Raw genomic sequence first — 16,059 nt, forward strand, 5'->3', positions numbered from 1 at the left:
TCGCTGAGCCTGGACTCCCCTGAGCCTGTAGAAAGGTCGAGGCGGGCGGGCAACGGGCGATTTCCCTTCGACAGGCTCAGGGAGCGATGCCACTGTACGCGGAGTCGAAGGAGGTGCACCCGAGTGTACACGCGGGCGCTGGGGCATCCGTCGGAGCCGACCTAGCATTGGCGGCATCCGCCACCGTCGTCACCTCGTATCGGAGCAGCCAATGACTCTCGTCGACACCCCGGCCACCCGGGCCACCACCGTCGGAGGCCCCGCCCTCTCCCAGGAGCGCCGCCTCGTCACCGCCATCCCCGGCCCGCGTTCGCAGGAGCTCATGGCGCGCAAGGCCGAGGCCGTCGCCGCGGGCGTCGGCACGACCATTCCCGTCTCGGTCGTCGCAGCGGGCGGCGGCGTCATCGTCGACGCCGACGGCAACTCGCTCATCGACCTCGGTTCGGGCATCGCCGTCACCGGCGTCGGCAACGCCAACCCCCGCGTCGTCGAGGCCGTCACCACGCAGCTGAACGCGTTCACGCACACGTGCTTCACCGTCGCTCCCTACCACTCCTACGTCGACGTGGCCGAGGCGCTGAACCGCCTCACCCCCGGTCACCACGTCAAGCGTTCGGCCCTCTTCAACTCGGGCGCGGAGGCCGTCGAGAACGCGGTGAAGATCGCCCGCCACTTCACGAGGAAGCAGGCCGTCGTCGCGCTCGACCACGCCTACCACGGCCGCACGAACCTGACCATGGGCCTCACCGCGAAGAACATCCCGTACAAGAGCGGGTTCGGCCCGTTCGCCCCCGAGGTCTATCGGGCGCCGCTGAGCTACCCCTTCCGCGACGGCGGCCTGTCCGGCGCCGAAGCGGCGGCCCGCGCCATCACCCAGATCGAGAAGCAGGTCGGCGCCGAGAACCTCGCCGCGATCATCATCGAGCCCATCCAGGGCGAGGGCGGCTTCATCGTGCCGGCGCAGGGCTTCCTCGCCGCGCTCGTCGAGTGGGCCCGCGCCAACGACGTCGTCTTCATCGCCGACGAGGTGCAGACCGGCTTCGGCCGCACCGGCGCCTGGTTCGCGAGCGAGCACGAGGGCATCGTGCCCGACCTCGTCGTCACGGCGAAGGGCATCGCGGGCGGCCTGCCGCTCTCGGCGGTCACCGGCCGTGCCGAGATCATGGACTCGGCCATGGCCGGCGGCCTCGGCGGCACCTACGGCGGCAATCCGCTCGCCTGCGCCGCCGCGCTGGCCGCGATCGAGTCATACGAGGAGGACGGCCTCATCGAGCGCGCGCGCGAGATCGGCGCCGTGCTCATCGGCCGGCTCAACGCGCTGCGCACCGCCGACTCCCGCATCGGCGACGTGCGCGGCCGCGGCGCGATGGTCGCGATCGAGCTCGTCGACCCCGTCACGGGCGCGCCCGACGCGGCGCTCACGGCCGCCGTCGCGAAGCACGCCCACGCGAACGGCGTCGTCGTGCTCACCTGCGGCACCTACGGCAACGTCATCAGGTTCCTGCCGCCCCTCACCATCACCGACGACCTGCTCATCGAGGGCCTCTCGGTCGTCGCCGAAGGACTGAAGCACGCATGACCGACCTCCTCGCGGCGACGACGACGTCGACCGCCCTTCGGCAGGCTCAGCGACCGGCGGATGCCGCGGCATCCGCTGCCCGCACCACCGCGCCCACCCCGCTGCTCGACGCGCGCGCCCAGCTGGCCGAGGCCATCGCGCTGCTCGGCTACACGGACGGCCTGCACCAGATGCTCGCGACCCCGCGCCGTGAGTTGAGCGTCGCCGTGCCGCTGCGCATGGACTCGGGCGAGAGCCGGCTCTACCTCGGCTACCGCGTGCAGCACAACTTCTCGCGCGGCCCCGCGAAGGGCGGCCTGCGCTACGCGCCCAACGTCAACCTCGACGAGGTGCGAGCGCTCGCGATGTGGATGACCTGGAAGTGCGCCCTGCTCGATGTGCCGTACGGCGGCGCGAAGGGCGGACTCGCGATCGACCCCCGCGAGCACTCCGTGGCCGAGCTCGAGCGCGTGACCCGTCGCTACACGAGCGAGATCCTGCCCATCATCGGCCCCGAGCGCGACATCCCCGCGCCCGACATCGGCACCGACGAGCAGACCATGGCGTGGATCATGGACACCTATTCCGTCAATAGCGGTTACACGGTGCCCGGCATCGTGACCGGCAAGCCCATCTCGCTCGGCGGGTCGCTCGGGCGGGCCTCGGCGACGAGCCGGGGCGTCACGCACATCGCGCTCGCCGCGCTCCGGCACGCGGGCCTCGCGCCGCAGCGTTCGACGGCCGCGGTGCAGGGCTTCGGCAAGGTGGGGGCGGATGCCGCGCGGTTCCTCGCCGAGGCGGGCGTGAAGGTCATCGCGGTGAGCGACCAGTACGGTGCGGTGCGGACCGACGGCGGGCTCGACATCGACGCGCTCACCGAGCACGTGCGGGAGACCGGATCGGTCGTCGGCTTCGCCGACGCCGACGCGCTCGACGGCGCGGCGCTGCTCACCGAGGACGTCGACCTGCTCGTGCCCGCCGCCGTGGAGGGCGTGCTCCACGAGGGCAACGCGGCCGAGGTGCGGGCACGCGTGGTCGTCGAGGGCGCGAATGGCCCGACGACCCCCGCCGCCGACCGCATCATGCGCGAGCGCGGCATCCTCGTCGTCCCCGACATCCTCGCGAACGCGGGCGGCGTCATCGTCTCGTACTTCGAATGGGTGCAGGCGAATCAGGCGTACTGGTGGCGGGCCGACGAAGTCGAGTCCAGACTGGAAGAGCGGATGCTCAGTGCCTGGCAGCACGTGCTCGGCTGCGCCCGGGCCCGCGGCCTCTCGCTCCGCACCGCTGCCACCGCGCTCGCCGTCGAACGCGTCGCAGAGGCGCACCGGCTGCGCGGCCTCTACCCCTGATCTCCGAGCCGAGTCGCCCGAATCTCACCAGAATCGGGGCGACTCGGGAACACGATGAAGACACCACCAGCGAACGGAACCCACGAATGACCGACACCCTGCAGGAAACCACCCTCCTCGACCGCGTCGCCGACGGCCTCTTCATCGGCGGCGAGTGGGTCGCGGCCGACGGCGGCAGGACGCTCACGGTCTCCGACCCGGCGACGGGCCAGACCATCAAGGAGATCGCGGATGCCTCGGAGGCCGACGGCATCCGGGCCCTCGACGCCGCCGTGGCCGCGCAGGAGTCGTGGGCCGCGACGCCGCCACGCCAGCGCGGCGAGCTGCTGCGCCGCGCGTTCGACAGGCTGCAGGAGCGCAAGGAGGAGTTCGCGCTCCTCATGACGCTCGAGATGGGCAAGCCGATCGCGGAGGCGCGTGGCGAGGTCGCCTACGGCGGCGAGTTCCTGCGCTGGTTCAGCGAGGAGGCCGTGCGCATCACCGGCCGCTACGGGCTCAACCCCGAGGGCACCGGCCGCATGATCGTGTCGCAGCGCCCCGTCGGCCCGTCGTTCTTCATCACCCCGTGGAACTTCCCGCTCGCGATGGCGACCCGCAAGATCGCGCCCGCCCTGGCCGCCGGATGCACCGTGGTGATCAAGCCCCCGGCCCTGACGCCGCTCACCACGATCGCATTCGCGCAGCTGCTCGAGGAGGTCGGGCTCCCGAAGGGCGTCGTCAACGTCATCGCGACGTCGACGTCGTCGAAGGTCTCGGGGCCGATCATCGCCGACCCGCGCCTGCGCAAGCTGTCGTTCACCGGCTCGACCGACGTGGGGCGCGCCCTCATGAAGCAGGCCGCGCAGGGCATCCTCCGCACGTCGATGGAGCTCGGCGGCAACGCGCCGTTCGTCATCTTCGAGGACGCAGACCTCGACAAGGCGGTCGAGGGCGCCATGGTCGCGAAGTTCCGCAACATCGGCCAGGCCTGCACGGCCGCGAACCGCTTCATCGTGCACGAAGCCGTCGCCGACGAGTTCGCCAAGCGCGTCGCCGAGCGCGTGCAGGCGATGCGGGTGGGCCGCGGCACCGAAGACGGCGTCAACATCGGCCCGCTCATCGACCAGAACGCGGTCGACTCCACCGACGAGCTCGTGCAGGACGCGGTGGGCCGCGGGGCGACCGTGCTCGCGGGCGGCACCCGCATCGACGGCGACGGCTCGTTCTACGCGCCGACGGTGCTCGCGGGCGTCGCGGCGGGCAGCCGCATCCTCAAGGAGGAGATCTTCGGCCCCGTGCTCGGCATCTCGACGTTCGCTGATGAGGACGAAGCCGTGCGGCTCGCGAACGCGACCGAGTACGGCCTCATCTCCTACGTGTACACGCAGGATCTCGCGCGCGGCCACCGCATGATCGAGCGCCTCGCCACCGGCATGATGGGCCTGAACACCGGCCTCGTCTCGAACGCCGCAGCGCCGTTCGGCGGCGTGAAGCAGTCGGGCATCGGCCGCGAGGGCGGCTTCGAGGGCATCCACGAGTACCTCGACACGAAGTACACGCTCATCCCGGTGAGCTGATTCACGCGATCGGATGCCGCAGCGCCGCGCCGCGGCATCCCCTCACCATCTCTCAGAATTCAGGAACGGTTGCGGTGGGCAGCGTGGTCGCCGCGGCGATTCCCGCCAACCTGGACCGGGCATCCGGATCCGTTCCTGAATTCTGAACCGTGTGGGCACAGGAAGACGGGAATCATGGAACGCATCGATTGCGACGTCGTCATCGTGGGGGCCGGGGCATCCGGCCTCACCGCCGCTACCCGCCTGAAGCACGCCGGTCGCTCGGTCGTCGTGCTCGAGGCGCGCGACCGGGTCGGCGGGCGCCTCTGGACCGATGACATCGACGGCGCGATGCTCGAGATCGGCGGCCAGTGGGTCTCGCCCGACCAGGACGCCCTCATCGAGACCCTCGACGAGCTCGGCCTCGAGACGTACGAGCGCTACCGCGAGGGCCAGAACGTCTACATCAGCGAGAACGGCGAGCGTCGGCTCTTCGAGGGCGAGATCTTCCCGGTGCCGGCGAAGACCGAGGGCGAGATCGTCGGGCTCATCGAGAAGCTCGACGAGCTCGTCGCCGAGATCGACCCCGACGCGCCGTGGGCGCACCCGCGGGCGAAGGAGCTCGATGAGATCTCCTTCGCCGAGTGGCTCGGCACCCAGACCGACGACGAAGAGGCGCGCTTGAACATCGGCATGTTCATCGCCGGCGCGATGCTCACCAAGCCCGACCATGCCTTCTCGGCGCTGCAGGCGCTGCTCATGGCCGCATCCGCGGGGTCGTTCTCGCACCTCGTCGATGCGGACTTCATCCTCGACAGGCGCGTCGTCGGCGGCCTGCAGCAGGTGCCGCTCCTGCTCGCCGAGAAGCTCGGCGACGCCGTGCGGCTCGGCCGGCCGGTGCGCACGGTGCGCTGGGACCCGGACGCCCCGGAGCGGGGCGTCGTGGCCGTGACCGACGACCTCGAGGTGCATGCGAAGCACGTCATCCTCGCCGTTCCGCCGGTGCTCATCAGTCGCGTCTCGTACGAGCCGCCGCTGCCGCGCCGCCAGCACCAGCTGCACCAGCACCTCTCGATGGGCTTCGTGATCAAGGTGCACGCCGTCTACGAGACGCCGTTCTGGCGCTCCGCCGGCCTGAGCGGCACCGCGTTCAGCCCCTACGAACTCTGCCACGAGGCGTACGACAACACGAACCACGGCGATTCCCGCGGCACGCTCGTCGGCTTCGTCTCCGACGAGGAGGCCGACGCCGTGTTCACCCTCCCGGCCGAGGAGCGCAAAGCCCGGATCCTCGAGTCGCTGTCGCACTACTACGGCGAGCAGGCGCTGCATCCGGTGGTCTACTACGAGAGCGACTGGGGCTCGGAGGAGTGGACCCGCGGCGCCTACGCCGCGAGCTTCGACATGGGCGGCCTCGCCCGCTACGGCGCCGACCTGCGCACGCCGGTCGGGCCGATCCACTTCTCGTGCAGCGACATGGCCGGCAAGGGGTACCAGCACGTCGACGGGGCGATCCGCGTCGGCCGCGAGGTCGCCGGCGAGGTGCTGGCCGCCTGGTGAGCGGAACGGATGCCACGACCCAGACGGATGCCGCGACCCGGCGCGGCGTCGTCGGGTACACCGCGAACGACGGCGCCGCGGGCGTGAGCCGTCGTCGAGTCGCGATGCGAACGCGGCTCGACCGGCGCCCGCGAGGCGCCCGCTTAGACTGTCGGGGTGCCAGTGAACCCCGAGCTGCAGGGGCGGGTATTCCCGCCGACCGCGCCCTATCTCGTCGGTCGTGAGAAGGTGCGCGAGTTCGCCCGCGCCGTCTTCGCGACGAACCCGATCAACCTCGACCCCGATGCTGCGAAGGCCGCCGGTTACGACGATGTGGTCGCGCCGCCGACGTTCGCGGTCGTCGTGCAGGAGCAGACCCTCGCACAGCTGCTCGCCGAGTCCGACGCGGGCATCGACTTCTCGCGGGTCGTCCACGGCGACCAGCGCTTCACGTCGACCCGGCCGATCGTCGCCGGCGACCTGCTCACGGCGACGCTCACGGTCTCGAGCGTGAAGTCCCTCGGTGGGCACTCGATGGTCACGGCCGAGTCGTCGATCACGGATGCCGCGGGCGACCACGTCGTCACGGCGATCTCGACGCTCGTGGTGCGAGGAGACGAATGATGGCGAACATCCCCGCCCTCGACGGGCTGACCGTCGGCGACATCGTCGCAGAGGCGTCCTTCCCGCTCACGCGCGACTCGCTCGTGCGCTACGCGGGCGCATCCGGTGACTTCAATCCCATCCACTACCGCGACGACGTGGCGCGCGACGTCGGCCTTCCGGGCGTGCTCGCGCACGGCATGCTCACGATGGGCTTCGCCGTGCAGCCGGTCGTCGACTGGGCAGGGGACCCCGGGCGCATCGTCGACTACCAGGTGCGGTTCACCCGGCCCGTCGTCGTCGACCCCGAGATCGGCGCAGTGGTGTCGGTCGTCGCGAAGGTCGGCCGGCTCGACGCAGAGGCGCGCATCGCTCGCATCGACCTCACCGTGAAGGTGGGCGACGAGACGGTGCTCGGCAAGGCGCAGGCGCAGGTCGCGCTCGACTGACATGGCAGGCGTCGCGCGATTCTCCGAGCTCACCACGCTCCGGGTGGGCGGGCCCATCCGTCGGCTCGTGACGGCGGCGACGCAGCGTGATCTCGTCGACCTCGCCGCCGAGGCGTGGACGGCCGGCGAGCCGTGGCTCGCCCTCGGCGGCGGATCGAACCTCCTCGTCGGCGACGAGGGATTCGACGGCACGGTGATCCGCGTCGCGACGCGCGGCATCGAGGTGCTTCCTCCCCGTGGGTCGAGTGGCGCCCTTCGACAGGCTCAGGGACCGGAAGCGAATCGAGACCCGCTGGGTGTCGTTCGCATCCGCGTGCAGGCCGGCGAGAACTGGGACGACCTCGTCGCCTGGGCCGTCGAACACGGCTACTCGGGCATCGAGGCGCTCTCGGGCATCCCGGGCTCCGTCGGCGCCGCACCGGTGCAGAACATCGGCGCCTACGGGCAGGAGCTCTCCTCGACGCTCGTGGCGATCGAGTTCCTCGACGAGGGAGCGGATGCCCCGCGCCGCATGACCGCCGACGAACTCGAACTCGGCTACCGCACGTCGGTGCTGAAGCGGGGGCTGCCGGGCATCGTCGTGTCGGTCGAGCTCGACCTGCACGACACCGCCGCCGAGCAGGAGGTGCTCGGCGAGGCCCTCGGGCAGCCGATCGCCTACGCACAGCTCGCCGACGCCCTGCACGTGAACCTCGGCGACCGCGTGCCGATCGGGAGGGTGCGCGACGCCGTGCTCGCGCTCCGCCGCAGCAAGGGCATGGTGCTCGACCCAGGCGACCCCGACTCGACGAGCGCCGGCTCGTTCTTCACGAATCCCGTCGTCGCCGAGCGCATCTCGCGCACGCTCCCGGGCGACGCTCCGCGCTGGTACCTCGATGAGGAGCAGCCCGACGAGGTCACGCCGCTCGACGGTGGCCTCACGGAGTCGCCGCTCGACGAGTTCCTCGCACATCAGGCGTCGCTCGAGGCATCCGACCCGGTGACGGATGCCGCGCCGTCCGAGCCGCTCGTGAAGCTCTCGGCCGCGTGGCTGATCGAGCGCGCGGGGGTGCGCCGTGGATTCGCCATTCCGGGTTCGCGCGCCGCGATCTCGTCGAAGCACACGCTGGCGCTCACGAATCGCGGCGGCGCGACCGCCGAGGAGGTCGCCCAGCTCGCGCGCTTCGTGCAGAGCCGGGTGCAGGCCGAGTTCGGCATCGTGCTGCACCCCGAGCCCGTGCTGGTGGGCGTCGAGCTGTAGCGACCGCCCTCGGTCGAGCAGGTCGCGCAGCGGCCGTATCGAGTCCCCGTCACGGCCGACCCACTCGCGGATTTCGCAGGATGAGACGTGACTCACGGCCTCTGGGAGGCTCGAGAGGCGGATCATCCTGCGAAATCGAGCGAAGCGCCGGCTCTGCCCCGCACCGACGGTCAGGCGTTCGCCGCAACCCGGCCGCTGCGACTCCGCCGCTACCCGGCTGCCGGGCTCGCCGGGCGGTACACGTCGAGCGATGCCGGCGCGACCGCGATGGTCGTGCGATAGCCCGGAGTCGCGAGCTCGGCGGATGCCGCGGCCGGCGCCTCGAGCGCGACCTCGCCGTCGTGCGCGAACCCCGGTGGCTGACCCTGGCGGGGCCGCACGATCACCTCGAGCGACGTCGCCCGGAACATCTCGATGCGCCGCGGCAGCAACCGGAGCGTGCGGAACACGGCGCTCGTGCGGCGTCCGAACGAGAGCGAGGCCGCAGCCCGCAGGCGCGAATCCGAGTGGAGCATCCGCACGTCGAGCACGCCGCCGTCGAGGCGTCCGCGTCGCAGTGGCGCGACGGTGCCGGGGTCGTTCACGCCCACGCCGACGTAGAGCGTCCACACGCGGGCGCGCCGACCGTCCACCACCACCGTGACCGGCTGGGAGCGACGCAGCACGCGCACGGCCGCCACGACCGCCGCGAGCCACTTGCCGAGGTGCTCCTCGCGCTGCTCGCGCTCGGCGACGAAGTCGGGGTAGACGCCGACCGACGCGGTGTTCAGCACGGTGATCGGCGCATCTTCGCCGAAGGCGAGCTCGGCGACATCCGCCCGCACCCCCTCGCCGCGCTGCAGGGCATCGATCGCAAGGTCGACGGATGCCGCGCCCGCGGCCCGCGCGAAGTGGTTGAACGTGCCGCCGGGCACGACGAAGAGCGGCAGTCCGGCCGCCCGCGCTTCGTGCGCGACCGCGGCCACCGAGCCGTCGCCGCCGCACACGCCGAGGATCGAGGGCGGGTGCTCGCCGGCGAGCGCCGCCCGCACCACGCCGCCCGGCTCCTCGTCGTCGCCGAGGACGTGCACCGCTGCCCGGGGCAGTCGCTCCGCGATCGCCCGCAGCGGGTCGGCGCGCACGACGCTCATGCCCGACGATCGGTTGGCGACGATGAACACGCCCTCCCCGTCGGGTGAGGCGGGCAGAGGCCGGTCGGTGCCGCTCGAGGCAGGGGCAGGCGGCGGCGCTGTGCCCGTGCGGGGCTTCGGGCGCACGACGAGGGCGCCGAGCGCGGCGACGCCCGCACCGAGCGCGAGCCCGCCGACGACGTCGGAGAGCCAGTGCGCCCCCGTGTGCAGTCGCGAATACCCCACGCCGAGCGCGACGGGCGCTATCGCCGCACCGATCGCCGGACGCTCGAGCGCGACGCCCGCCGCGAACGCCGCCGCGCTCGCCGAGTGCCCCGAGGGGAACGACGGCGTGATCGGCGGCTTCGGCAGCTGCCGCGCGATCGGCACGTCGGCGAGCAGCGGGCGGTCGCCGCCGAACACCTCCTTGGCGATGAGGTTCGTGAGCGCGCTCGCCACGAGGAGCGAGACGAGCCCGCGCGCCGCAGCTCGACGACGGCGTGTCACCGCGAGCACGCCCGCCAGCGTCCACCACAGCACTCCGCGATCGGCGAAGCCGGTCACGCGCGACCAGAACCGGTCGACGAGCGGGTGCGCGTGGCGCCCGTTCACGGCCCGCCCGGCCGCGGCATCCGCTCGCCGAACCCACTCGGGGAGGATCCGGGTGCGCTGCACCGCGACGCGAAGGCTCGTGAATGCCACGCCGCCAGCGTAGGCGGGCGGTGCAACCGTGTCAGGGGGTTGCGCCCGGCGGCGATCCGTCCGCCGTGCGTGACCCGGCCCACAGCAGCCCGAGCTACAGCAGCCCGAGCTCCATCGCCCGCGTGACCGCACGGGTGCGATCGCTCACCTCGAGCTTCTCGAACACGTGCAGCAGGTGCGTCTTCACGGTGGCCTCGCCGATGAACAGCGCGCGGGCGATCTCGGGGTTCGAGCGGCCCTCGGCGACGAGGGCGAGCACTTCACGTTCCCGGGGCGACAGCGCGGGTGCCGGTTCGGTGGCGGATGCCGCATCCGCACGCACCCGTGACACGAGCTTCGCCGCGATCGACGGCGAGAGCACGGTCTCGCCCCCCGCGACCGACCGGACGCCGGCGAGGATCTCCGCCTGCGGCGCCGCCTTCAGCAGGTATCCGCTCGCGCCCGCTTCGATCGCCGCGAGGATGTGGTCGTCGGACTCGTACGTCGTGAGCACGAGCACGCGCGTGTCGCGGCCCGCCGCCACGATGCGCTCGGTCGCGGCCGCCCCGTCGATGCCGGGCATCCGCAAGTCCATGAGCACGAGGTCGGGATGCTCCGACTCGGCCAGGGCGACCGCCTCGGCGCCGTCCGCCGCCTCACCGACCACCTCGATGTCGGGCGCGGACTCGAGCAATCCGACGATGCCCGCGCGCACGATCGGATGGTCGTCGGCCACGATGACACGGATGGTCTCGGCGCCGTCCTGAGCTGCGGCGCCGTCCTGAGCTTGCCCTGCCCTGAGCCTGTCGAAGGGTCGACGGGTCATGCGGTTCCTCCTGCCGCGTCCGGTGATGATGCGTCGGACCGATGCGTGGCGCTCGCGGCATCCGCGCGGGGCACGACGACCCGCAGCAGCGACCCGCCGGTCGGCCCGGGTCCGAACGCGAACGACCCGCCCGCCATCGCCGCCCGGTCGCGGATGCCGGCCAGTCCGAACCCGTTCACGCCGGGCTCGGCGTCGCCCGGTCCCACGCCGTCGTCGGCCACGGTGAGCACGACCCCGTCGCCGCCAACCGAAACGTCGATCGACGCCGAGCGCGCCTGCGCGTGCTTGCGCACGTTCGCGAGCGCCTCCTGCGCGGAGCGGAGCAGCACGACCTCGAGCTCGCGGTCGAGCCCTGCGGCATCCGTCGTCACCGCCACGGCGACCCCGGTCTCACGCTCGAACGACGCGCCGAGTCGCCGCAGCGCATCGGCGAGACCCGCGTCGGCCGCGACCGGCGCGAGCGACGCCACGAGCCCTCGGGCCTCGGTCAGCGCCTCGCGCGCCATCTCCTCCATGAGCTCGATGTCGCCCCGAACGGCGTGGTACTGAGCCTGTCGAAGTGATGCCGCGGGCTCGCCCTCGACCGCCTCGAGCCGGTTGCCCGCCCGCTGGGCGACCATGACCATGCCGGTGAGGCTCTGCGCGATCGTGTCGTGGATCTCCTGGGCGAGTCGCCCGCGCTCCTCGGTCACGCCGGCGTCGCGGTGCATCGCCGCGAGCTGACCCTGCGCCGCCTGGAGTTCGTCGAGGAGTCGCGCGCGTTCCTCGCCGTACTCGGCGATGCGCGTGATCCAGAGGCCCAGCGCGATGCTGAAACCGAACGACAGCGCTGCGACCGCGAGACCGGTGACGAGGCCGGCCGGGCCGAACCTGATCCAGTAGCCGGCGACGATCGCGAGGGCGACGAAGCCGTTGGCGATGATCGCGTTGCGCACGCTCGGCGCAGTCGCCCACACGTACGGGTAGACGAACGCCTGCATGATCGCGAACGACGGCTCGAACGCGGCGCCGGCGGCGATGACGGTCGAGAACAGCAGTGCGATGGCGAGGTGATGGCTGACGGGTGCACCCGTCAGGAACCGTCGTCCGTAGGCGACGTAGACGGCGAGGAATGCGCCGGTGGTGGCCCACGTTCCCCAGTCCGACGGGCCGTAGGGCGGGTCGACCAGGGTGAGCAGCACGACGACGGACGCCACGGCGAGCGCCGCGGCATCCCACCATCGCACGTTGTACATGGTGCTACCTTCGCACGCGCGTCACGCGTCGCGCCGGATCCACCGGAACGTGAGGCGGCTCACCACGAGCCCCACGATGAGCCACGCCACGAGCATGATCGCCACCCAGCCGAGATCCCATTCCTGGTTCTGCTCGAGCATCTTGAAGTCATCGGGCAGGAACGCCGCCCGCATCCCCTGCGCCATCCACTTGAGGGGGAAGACGCTCGCGATGTTCTGCATCCACTCCGGCAGCGCCGAGAACTGCAGGTACACGCCCGAGATGAACTGCAGCACGAGCACGATCGGGATGACGACGGCCGTGGCCGACTTGCCGCTGCGGGGCACGGCCGACAGGGCGATGCCGAGCAGCGCCGACGTCGTGATGCCGAGCACGAAGACCCACGAGAAGGTCATCCACGCCTCGGCCGTCGTCGGCAGTGCGATGCCGAACAGGGTCGCGGCCACGAACAGGAGGAGCGCGGCCTGCAGCACGCCCGTCACGAACACCTGGCCGATCTTGCCGAGGAAGTACGAGACGGGCGAGAGCGGCGTGCCGCCCAGGCGCTTCAGCGTGCCGTCGCTCTTCTCCGTCGCGATGTCGACCGCGAGGTTCTGCACACCCGACAACAGGAGGCCCGCCGCGAGCATGCCGGGCAGGTAGTAGGCGCCGACCGAGACGCCCTCGGCGTCCGGACCCGGCTGGATGTCTCCCGCGGCACTGAATGCGGCCGTGAAGATGCCGAGCATGATCACCGGGAAGAGGAACGTGAAGAACACGGCATCCGGCGATCGGAAGTACCCCTTCACCTCGTATCCGATGCGGGTGGCGCCGACGCGCACCAAGCCGGGGCGGCGGCCGGTTCGGGCGCGTCGGGTGGTGACGTGGGCGGTCCGCGTCGGTGCGTCGGGTGTGGTCTGCGCGGTCATGCCGGCGCCTCCTCGTCGTCGTGCACGTCGGCGCCTGCCGCGTGCACCAGTTGCAGGTAGATGTCTTCGAGGCTCGGTCGGATCACCTCGAGCGCGTGGGGTTCGCCGCCCAGTCGGGAGACGACGGATGCCACGAGCTCGGCGGGTCGCTCGGTGCGGGTCTCGCGTGGCGTGCCGTCGGCGTCCCGCCAGCGCACGATCGGCACGCGGGCATCCGGTCCGCCGAGTTCGTGGACGCGACCGACGTCCACGAGGCGCCCGCCGACGATGATGCCCGCCCGGTCGCCGAGCTGGGCGGCCTCGTCGAGGTAGTGGGTGGTGAGGAGGATCGTCGTCCCCTCGCCCTTCAGCGTGCGGATGAGCTGCCAGAACTCGCGGCGTGCCTCGGGGTCGAATCCCGTGGTGGGCTCGTCGAGGAACAGCAGTTCGGGCCGGCCGACGATGCCGAGGGCCACGTCTACGCGTCGGCGCTGTCCGCCCGAGAGCCTGGAGATGCGGGTGCGGGCCTTCGCCTCGAGGCCCACCGCGGCGATGACCTCGTCTGGGTCGCGGGGGTTCGGGTAGAACGAGGCGAAGTGCGCGAGCTGTTCGCGCACCGTGTAGGCGCCCGACTCGGTCACCGACTGCAGCACGATGCCGACCCGGGCCTTCCAGTCGAGGTCGCCGTGTGCCGGGTCGACGCCGAGCACTCGCACCTCACCCGACGTTCGCGCGCGGTACCCCTCGAGGATCTCGACGGTCGTCGACTTGCCCGCGCCGTTGGGTCCGAGCAGGGCGAAGGTCTCGCCGCGGGCGATGTCGAGGTCGATGCCGTCGACGGCGGCCGCCCCGCCGTAGACCTTGCGGAGCCCCCGGATCCGCACCGCGGCATCCGTCTCGATCGTGCCCGCTGAGGGCGCTTGCGTGTCCATGCTCCGAGGATGGCGCGGCACCGTCGGCTTCGGTAGCCGACGGCCGGTCGATTTCGACCTCCACCGATCGGTGGATGCCGCAGTGCCGGGGGCCCGCGACTCAGTGCGGCAGCACGAGCGAGACGCCGAGCACGATCATGACGACGGCGATCACCGCGTCGAGCACTCGCCACGCCCTGGGGCCGGCGAGCAGTCCACCCAGCAGCCGAGCGCCGTAGGCGAGACCGAAGAACCAGGCGATGCTCGCCGCTCCCGCACCGGCAGCGAATGCCCACCGCGCGTCGCCGTGGGTGTTCGCGACCGACCCGAGCAGGAACACGGTGTCGAGGTAGACGTGCGGGTTCAGCCAGGTGAGCGCAAGGCACGTGAGCACGGCCGCCGCGAGCGCGGTGCGACGTGCGGCGGATGCCGTCGCGGGTGCAGAGCCCTCCGCCGGTCGAGTCGCCGCGGAGTGGCGTATCGAGACCCCGGCTGTCGGAACAGGGGTCTCGATACGCGCCTGCGGCGCTCCTCGACCGACACGCTCTCCGTCGTCGACGACGAGCCCCGATTCGCTGCCGCGTATCGCGCGGCGCGCGGCGAGCAATCCGTATCCGACGAGGAAGGCCGCACCCGCCCAGCGGATGACGTCGGCGAGCCACGGCATCGCCTGCAGCACCGCGCCGACGCCCGAGACGCCGACGATGATGAGCGCCAGGTCGCTGAGCGCGCAGATCGCCGCGACCGCGAACACGTGCTCGCGCCGGATGCCCTGCCGCAGCACGAAGAGGTTCTGCGCGCCGATTGCGACGATCAACGAGAAGCCGAGGCCGAGGCCGGCGAGCAGGGAGGAGACGGGCATGGACTCGACGCTAGGCGCAACCGGTCATGCAATCCAGCTCATGATTCTTCAGTGACATTAGCATTGTTTCAGATGGAGATCCCGCTCGACCTCGCACGCACCCTCGCCGTCGTCATCGACGAGGGCACGTTCGACGCGGCCGCCCGGCGACTGCATCTCACCCCGTCGGCGGTCTCGCAGCGGGTCAAGGCGCTCGAGCAGCAGCTCGGCCGCGTGCTCGTCGTGCGCTCGAAGCCGGCGAGGGCGACGGATGCCGGTGCCGCCGTCGTGCGGCTCGCGCGCCAGCTGGCGCTTCTCGAGCACGATGCGCTCGCCGGATTCGGCCTCGACGCGGCATCCGATCGCCCGGTCTCCGTCGCGCTCGCCGTGAACGCGGATTCGCTCGCAACCTGGTTCCTCCCGGCCCTCGCACGCGTCGCCGAGCGGCATCCGGTGGTCTTCGACCTGCACCGCGACGACCAGGACTTCACGGCCGGCCTGCTCGAATCGGGCACGGTGATGGGCGCGGTCACCTCGCAGGCGACGCCGGTCGCCGGATGCCTCGTGCGCCCCCTCGGGGTCATGCGCTACGAGGCCGTGGCCGCCCCTGCCTTCATGGAGCGGTGGTCGCTCGGCGAGGCGTCTTCCGCGGAAGGAGGAGCCGCCGCGCTTGCTGCCGCCCCGCTCGTGGACTTCGACCGCCGTGACGACCTGCAACGCGACCACCTGGTCACGCTCGGCGTGGAGCCCGACCGGCCGCCTCGCCACTACGTGCCGGCATCCAACGACTTCGCGACGGCGATCAAGCTCGGGCTCGGCTGGGGGATGCTCCCCGCGTTCCAGTCCGACGCCGAGCTCGAACGCGGCGAGCTCGTGCGGCTGGGCGGCGCGCCCATCGACGTGCCCTTGTTCTGGCAGCAGTGGAACCTGCGCTCGCCCCTGCTCGACGCCATCGCCGATGGGCTCGCCGCCGAGGCGCGCCGACAGCTCGCACACGACTAGCGCGTCGTGGCCCGCGCGGCAAGCCCCTGTCGAATCGCGCTCATGCGACGTTCACTTGAGGAAGGGCACGGCAGAACGCCGTCGCCCGGGAGGGAGTTCGACGATGGGTGCCGGAGACCGGATGAAGAACGCAGCCGAAGACCTCGGCGGCAAGGCCAAGGAAACCGCAGGCAAGGCGACCGACGACGAGCGTCTCGAGAGAGAGGGCAAGACCGATCAGGCCAAGGCGGACCTGAAGAACGCCGCTGAAGACGTCAAGGACGCCTTCAAGCACTGACCCGGTTCGGGTC

Annotated in this window: 15 protein-coding genes; 9 read left to right on the top strand and 6 right to left on the bottom strand. The window is 71.6% G+C overall.

The window, feature by feature from the left end; all coding sequences use genetic code 11:
- The first annotated feature begins 211 nt into the window (after positions 1-211).
- The 7 genes from gabT to ACFWN7_RS05925 all read left to right on the top strand — a co-directional run bounded on the left by gabT (position 212) and on the right by ACFWN7_RS05925 (position 8,276).
- Positions 212-1,579 (top strand): 4-aminobutyrate--2-oxoglutarate transaminase, encoded by a 1,368-nt coding sequence (gene gabT, locus ACFWN7_RS05895; RefSeq protein WP_376937809.1) that lies wholly within the window; start codon positions 212-214, stop codon positions 1,577-1,579.
- Positions 1,576-2,910, top strand: a complete 1,335-nt coding sequence (locus ACFWN7_RS05900; RefSeq protein WP_376937810.1) for a Glu/Leu/Phe/Val dehydrogenase — start codon at positions 1,576-1,578, stop codon at positions 2,908-2,910. The genes gabT and ACFWN7_RS05900 overlap by 4 nt, the downstream gene beginning before the upstream one ends.
- A gap of 86 nt (positions 2,911-2,996) precedes the next feature.
- Positions 2,997-4,466, top strand: a complete 1,470-nt coding sequence (locus ACFWN7_RS05905) for an NAD-dependent succinate-semialdehyde dehydrogenase (protein WP_376937811.1) — start codon at positions 2,997-2,999, stop codon at positions 4,464-4,466.
- A 174-nt stretch (positions 4,467-4,640) separates the two neighbouring features.
- Complete coding sequence (locus ACFWN7_RS05910; RefSeq protein WP_376937812.1) at positions 4,641-6,005, top strand: flavin monoamine oxidase family protein; 1,365 nt, start codon at positions 4,641-4,643, stop codon at positions 6,003-6,005.
- Positions 6,006-6,161: 156 nt separating this feature from the next.
- Complete coding sequence (locus ACFWN7_RS05915) at positions 6,162-6,608, top strand: MaoC family dehydratase N-terminal domain-containing protein (RefSeq protein ID WP_376937813.1); 447 nt, start codon at positions 6,162-6,164, stop codon at positions 6,606-6,608.
- Positions 6,608-7,036: a MaoC family dehydratase gene (locus tag ACFWN7_RS05920; protein WP_376937923.1), complete on the top strand. Its 429-nt coding sequence runs from the start codon at positions 6,608-6,610 to the stop codon at positions 7,034-7,036. Before ACFWN7_RS05915 ends, ACFWN7_RS05920 begins: the two co-directional genes overlap by 1 nt.
- A gap of 1 nt (position 7,037) precedes the next feature.
- Positions 7,038-8,276 (top strand): UDP-N-acetylmuramate dehydrogenase, encoded by a 1,239-nt coding sequence (locus ACFWN7_RS05925; RefSeq protein WP_376937815.1) that lies wholly within the window; start codon positions 7,038-7,040, stop codon positions 8,274-8,276.
- Between the two features lie 209 nt (positions 8,277-8,485).
- Here the strand turns inward: ACFWN7_RS05925 and ACFWN7_RS05930 are convergent, their stop codons facing one another.
- The 6 genes from ACFWN7_RS05930 to ACFWN7_RS05955 form a co-directional block, all read right to left on the bottom strand.
- Complete coding sequence (locus tag ACFWN7_RS05930) at positions 8,486-10,087, bottom strand: phosphatase PAP2 family protein (protein WP_376937816.1); 1,602 nt, start codon at positions 10,085-10,087, stop codon at positions 8,486-8,488.
- A 94-nt stretch (positions 10,088-10,181) separates the two neighbouring features.
- Positions 10,182-10,892: a response regulator gene (locus ACFWN7_RS05935; RefSeq protein WP_376937817.1), complete on the bottom strand. Its 711-nt coding sequence runs from the start codon at positions 10,890-10,892 to the stop codon at positions 10,182-10,184.
- Positions 10,889-12,127 carry a sensor histidine kinase gene (locus ACFWN7_RS05940; RefSeq protein ID WP_376937818.1) on the bottom strand — a complete coding sequence of 413 codons (1,239 nt, stop codon included), beginning with the start codon at positions 12,125-12,127 and terminating at the stop codon, positions 10,889-10,891. The genes ACFWN7_RS05935 and ACFWN7_RS05940 overlap by 4 nt, the downstream gene beginning before the upstream one ends.
- 21 nt (positions 12,128-12,148) lie before the next feature.
- On the bottom strand, positions 12,149-13,036 hold the full coding sequence (locus tag ACFWN7_RS05945; RefSeq protein WP_376937819.1) for an ABC transporter permease: 888 nt from the start codon (positions 13,034-13,036) through the stop codon (positions 12,149-12,151).
- A complete protein-coding gene (locus ACFWN7_RS05950) occupies positions 13,033-13,947 on the bottom strand; it encodes an ABC transporter ATP-binding protein (protein WP_376937820.1) in 915 nt (304 codons plus the stop codon). Before ACFWN7_RS05950 ends, ACFWN7_RS05945 begins: the two co-directional genes overlap by 4 nt.
- A 100-nt stretch (positions 13,948-14,047) precedes the next feature.
- Entirely contained in the window at positions 14,048-14,788 is a 741-nt protein-coding gene (locus ACFWN7_RS05955) for a LysE/ArgO family amino acid transporter (RefSeq protein ID WP_376937821.1), read from the bottom strand.
- A gap of 72 nt (positions 14,789-14,860) precedes the next feature.
- Between ACFWN7_RS05955 and ACFWN7_RS05960 the strand changes: the two genes are divergently transcribed.
- Positions 14,861-15,769, top strand: coding sequence for a LysR family transcriptional regulator ArgP (locus ACFWN7_RS05960; RefSeq protein WP_376937822.1), 909 nt, complete (start codon positions 14,861-14,863; stop codon positions 15,767-15,769).
- A gap of 103 nt (positions 15,770-15,872) precedes the next feature.
- On the top strand, positions 15,873-16,046 hold the full coding sequence (locus ACFWN7_RS05965; RefSeq protein ID WP_376937823.1) for a CsbD family protein: 174 nt from the start codon (positions 15,873-15,875) through the stop codon (positions 16,044-16,046).
- Positions 16,047-16,059 lie beyond the last annotated feature (13 nt).

Origin of the sequence: Agromyces sp. NPDC058484 (assembly GCF_042720415.1) — a bacterium.
Classification (GTDB): Bacteria; Actinomycetota; Actinomycetes; order Actinomycetales; family Microbacteriaceae; genus Agromyces.

What these genes read in the sequence shown, in the direction of transcription:
- ACFWN7_RS05940 (WP_376937818.1), bottom strand. Translation starts at nt 12,127, where the DNA reads ATGTACAACGTGCGATGGTGGGATGCCGCGGCGCTCGCCGTGGCGTCC.
- ACFWN7_RS05965 (WP_376937823.1), top strand. Translation starts at nt 15,873, where the DNA reads ATGGGTGCCGGAGACCGGATGAAGAACGCAGCCGAAGACCTCGGCGGC.
- gabT (WP_376937809.1), top strand. Translation starts at nt 212, where the DNA reads ATGACTCTCGTCGACACCCCGGCCACCCGGGCCACCACCGTCGGAGGC.
- ACFWN7_RS05955 (WP_376937821.1), bottom strand. Translation starts at nt 14,788, where the DNA reads ATGCCCGTCTCCTCCCTGCTCGCCGGCCTCGGCCTCGGCTTCTCGTTG.
- ACFWN7_RS05920 (WP_376937923.1), top strand. Translation starts at nt 6,608, where the DNA reads ATGGCGAACATCCCCGCCCTCGACGGGCTGACCGTCGGCGACATCGTC.
- ACFWN7_RS05960 (WP_376937822.1), top strand. Translation starts at nt 14,861, where the DNA reads ATGGAGATCCCGCTCGACCTCGCACGCACCCTCGCCGTCGTCATCGAC.
- ACFWN7_RS05905 (WP_376937811.1), top strand. Translation starts at nt 2,997, where the DNA reads ATGACCGACACCCTGCAGGAAACCACCCTCCTCGACCGCGTCGCCGAC.
- ACFWN7_RS05950 (WP_376937820.1), bottom strand. Translation starts at nt 13,947, where the DNA reads ATGGACACGCAAGCGCCCTCAGCGGGCACGATCGAGACGGATGCCGCG.
- ACFWN7_RS05925 (WP_376937815.1), top strand. Translation starts at nt 7,038, where the DNA reads ATGGCAGGCGTCGCGCGATTCTCCGAGCTCACCACGCTCCGGGTGGGC.
- ACFWN7_RS05945 (WP_376937819.1), bottom strand. Translation starts at nt 13,036, where the DNA reads ATGACCGCGCAGACCACACCCGACGCACCGACGCGGACCGCCCACGTC.
- ACFWN7_RS05910 (WP_376937812.1), top strand. Translation starts at nt 4,641, where the DNA reads ATGGAACGCATCGATTGCGACGTCGTCATCGTGGGGGCCGGGGCATCC.
- ACFWN7_RS05900 (WP_376937810.1), top strand. Translation starts at nt 1,576, where the DNA reads ATGACCGACCTCCTCGCGGCGACGACGACGTCGACCGCCCTTCGGCAG.
- ACFWN7_RS05935 (WP_376937817.1), bottom strand. Translation starts at nt 10,892, where the DNA reads ATGACCCGTCGACCCTTCGACAGGCTCAGGGCAGGGCAAGCTCAGGAC.